This window comes from Arsenophonus endosymbiont of Apis mellifera (assembly GCF_903968575.1).
GTDB classification, from domain to species: domain Bacteria; phylum Pseudomonadota; class Gammaproteobacteria; order Enterobacterales; family Enterobacteriaceae; genus Arsenophonus; species Arsenophonus apicola.
In genome coordinates this window covers 1-2,044 of sequence record NZ_CAJCFU010000069.1, presented here as the reverse complement: position 1 = coordinate 2,044, position 2,044 = coordinate 1, and the positions used below count along the sequence as shown (strand labels likewise).

General features: G+C 41.1%; 1 protein-coding gene and 2 tRNA genes. 1 reads left to right on the top strand and 2 read right to left on the bottom strand.

What is annotated here, in order from left to right:
- Position 1: 1 nt before the first annotated feature.
- Both H1X92_RS11340 and gltX read right to left on the bottom strand, forming a co-directional pair.
- Positions 2 to 77, bottom strand: a tRNA-Ala gene (locus tag H1X92_RS11340).
- Positions 78 to 237: 160 nt separating this feature from the next.
- A complete protein-coding gene (gltX, locus tag H1X92_RS11335) occupies positions 238 to 1,659 on the bottom strand; it encodes a glutamate--tRNA ligase (RefSeq protein WP_180560258.1) in 1,422 nt (473 codons plus the stop codon).
- Between the two features lie 307 nt (positions 1,660 to 1,966).
- Between gltX and H1X92_RS11330 the strand changes: the two genes are divergently transcribed.
- A tRNA-Val gene (locus H1X92_RS11330) sits at positions 1,967 to 2,042 on the top strand.
- Positions 2,043 to 2,044 lie beyond the last annotated feature (2 nt).

The following is a 2,044-nucleotide window of genomic DNA, read 5'->3' as shown; positions in this document are numbered from 1 at the left end:
TTGGTGGAGCTAAGCGGGATCGAACCGCTGACCTCTTGCATGCCATGCAAGCGCTCTCCCAGCTGAGCTATAGCCCCTACACAAAGTCGATTAGACGAGCGCATGATATGCAAGCTGTATAAGACTGTCAATCGATTAATATAAAAATAGCGGTTAACCGATGAAAAAATGCTCATACAGCCTCGTATGATAAATAAAGTTACAATAATAATGTGTTTTTACGCTAGCCTAATTTCATTAGTTAGCACTTTTTTCACGTTGATTAATATAAACCAAAGCGTTATCAATACGTTTTAATGAACGAGTTTGGCCAATAGCATGCACAGTGGCATCAACACTTGGCGATTGGCCTGTTCCTGTCACGGCGACCCGTAGTGGCATACCCACTTTTCCCATCCCAATTTCAAGTTCTGTCGCCGTTGATTCAATTGCCTGATGGACATTTTCACATGTCCAATTGCTAATTGCTGCTAATTTTGCCCGTACCGTTTCTAATGGCAAGCGCGCTATTGGGCGTAAATGTTTTTTAGCGGCGCCGGCGTCGAACTCAGCAAAATCCTGATAGAAATAGCGACATGAAGTGGCTATTTCTTTTAAGGTCTTACAGCGTTCACCGAGAAGCTTGACTATATCTGCTAAGCTTGGTCCGATTTGGGTATCGATACCTTGCTGCTCAATGTGCCATGCTAAATGAGTAGCAACATATTCGGCAGGTAATGAATTGATATAATGATGATTAAGCCACAATAATTTGTCGGTATTAAAGGCACTAGCGGATTTGCTAATCGCATCTAAGGAAAAATAACTGATCATTTCATCCCGGCTAAAGATTTCTTGATCGCCATGGGACCATCCGAGACGTACCAAATAGTTTAATAAGGCTTCTGGTAGATAACCGTCATCGCGGTATTGCATGACACTGACCGCCCCATGACGTTTAGATAATTTTTTACCATCATCGCCCAAGATCATTGAAACATGCGCATATACAGGTATTGGCGCGCCAAGTGCTTTTAATATATTAATTTGTCGCGGAGTATTATTAATATGATCTTCACCACGGATCACATGAGTGATTTTCATATCCCAGTCATCAATAACAACACAGAAATTATAGGTAGGAGAGCCATCGGTACGGCGTATGATAAGATCATCTAGCTCAAGATTACTAAATTCAATTGGGCCACGGATTTGATCTTCAAAAATCACAGCGCCTTCTGGCGGGTTACGAAAGCGCACTACGTGAGCTTCATTCGGTGTATGATTATGAGCATGATCACGGCAGCAGCCATCATAACGAGGTTTTTCGCCTCTAGCCATCTGCTCTTCACGTAAATTGTCTAATCGTGTTTTAGAACAGTAACAGCGATAAGCTGTCCCGGCGCTAAGCATTTGATCGATAACGGCATGATAACGTTCGAAGCGTTTAGTTTGATAGTAAGGACCTTCATCCCAATTTAAACTCAACCAGTTCATTCCATCCATTATGGCGTCAATGGCTTCTTGTGTTGAACGCTCAAGATCGGTGTCTTCAATACGTAAGACAAAATCGCCGTTATTATGTCGACTATAAAGCCAAGAATAGAGTGCAGTACGAGCGCCGCCGACGTGAAGATAACCAGTTGGACTGGGTGCAAAACGAGTTTTTATTTTATTCATTAGGATTGCCTTAATGACCTTTTTTTATATCGAATCTAATCAGTGATAAATTTACAGTCGGTTATTTTATCACTGCAACTTAATTCCTCAATGCTGTTAGCACGATATTCATACTTCATTTGTTAATTTTGCAGTAAAAATGCTTAATTTATCCTGATAAGATCTAGACTAAATAAGTTTAAATAAATATTATTTTGTGGCGATAATATTAGGTGCATCTTGCTTAATTTTGCAACGAACGGATATTTTCCTTTGAAAAACCGTTGACTCATGCAGAACTATCCCTATAATGCACCTCCAACACGACGGGCGATTAGCTCAGTTGGTAGAGCATCTCCCTTACAAGGAGGGGGTCATCAGTTCGAATCTGGTATCGCCCACCAAT

Bases quoted from the DNA above. Each gene is read 5' to 3' on its own strand.
- gltX (WP_180560258.1), bottom strand. From the start codon at position 1,659: ATGAATAAAATAAAAACTCGTTTTGCACCCAGTCCAACTGGTTATCTT.